Origin of the sequence: Streptomyces curacoi (genome assembly GCF_001513975.1) — a bacterium.
Lineage (GTDB): Bacteria > Actinomycetota > Actinomycetes > Streptomycetales > Streptomycetaceae > Streptomyces > Streptomyces curacoi.
This window is the reverse complement of record NZ_KQ947991.1, coordinates 129,987-130,992: the sequence shown is the minus strand read 5'-3', so window position 1 is coordinate 130,992 and position 1,006 is coordinate 129,987. Positions and strand designations below refer to the sequence as shown.

Below are 1,006 nucleotides of genomic sequence, written 5' to 3'. Positions count from 1 at the left end.
CTGGACGCCCGTCTCGCCGGTGCGCTGATGGGCATCCAGGCGATCAAGGGCGTCGAGATCGGCGACGGCTTCGAGCTCGCGCGGGTGCCCGGCTCCAAGGCGCACGACGAGATCGTCAACACGCCCGAAGGCATCCGCCGCGTCTCCGGCCGCTCCGGCGGCACCGAGGGCGGGCTCACAACCGGTGAGCTGCTGCGGGTCCGCGCCGCGATGAAGCCGATCGCGACCGTGCCGCGGGCGTTGCAGACGGTGGACGTGACGACCGGTGAGCCCGCTCAGGCGCACCACCAGCGCTCCGACGTCTCCGCGGTCCCCGCGGCCGGGATCGTCGCCGAGGCCATGGTGGCGCTCGTCCTCGCGGACGCGGTGGCGGAGAAGTTCGGCGGCGACTCGGTGACCGAGACCCGTCGCAACGTGCGGTCCTACCTCGAGAACCTGGCCATCCGATGAGCGCGGCGCCTGTGGTGGTGCTGGTCGGGCCGATGGGCGTCGGCAAGTCGACGGTCGGGCAGCTGCTGGCCGAGCGGCTCGGCGTGGGCTACCGGGACACCGACGACGACATCGTGGCCGCGCAGGGCCGGACCATCGCGGAGATCTTCGTCGACGAGGGCGAGCCCGCCTTCCGGGCGATCGAGAAGCAGGCCGTCCACAGGGCACTCGCCGAGCACGACGGCGTCCTGGCGCTGGGTGGCGGGGCGATCCTGGACGCGGACACGCGTGCGCTGCTCGCGGGACAGCGAGTCCTCTACCTCTCGATGGATGTGGAGGAGGCGGTCAGGCGGACGGGTCTGAACGCCGCTCGGCCGCTGCTCGCGGTGAACCCGCGCAAGCAGTGGCGGGAGCTGATGGAGGCCCGTCGGCATCTGTACGAGGAGGTGGCCACGGCGGTGGTGGCCACCGACGGCCGTACCCCGGAAGAAGTGGTCCAAGCGGCCCTTGATGCACTGGAGTTGAAGGACGCATGACGGAGGAAGTGACGCGGATCCAGGTCGGCGGCACCGCGGGA

Annotated in this window: 2 protein-coding genes; both read left to right on the top strand. The window is 71.8% G+C overall.

Annotation, left to right across the window (positions count from 1 at the left end; translation table 11 throughout):
- Positions 1-450: chorismate synthase (locus AQI70_RS26455; protein WP_159042703.1), on the top strand; the 450-nt coding region annotated here is incomplete at its 5' end.
- Entirely contained in the window at positions 447-965 is a 519-nt protein-coding gene (locus AQI70_RS26450; RefSeq protein ID WP_062154352.1) for a shikimate kinase, read from the top strand. The genes AQI70_RS26455 and AQI70_RS26450, both read left to right, overlap by 4 nt.
- Positions 966-1,006: the final 41 nt, after the last annotated feature.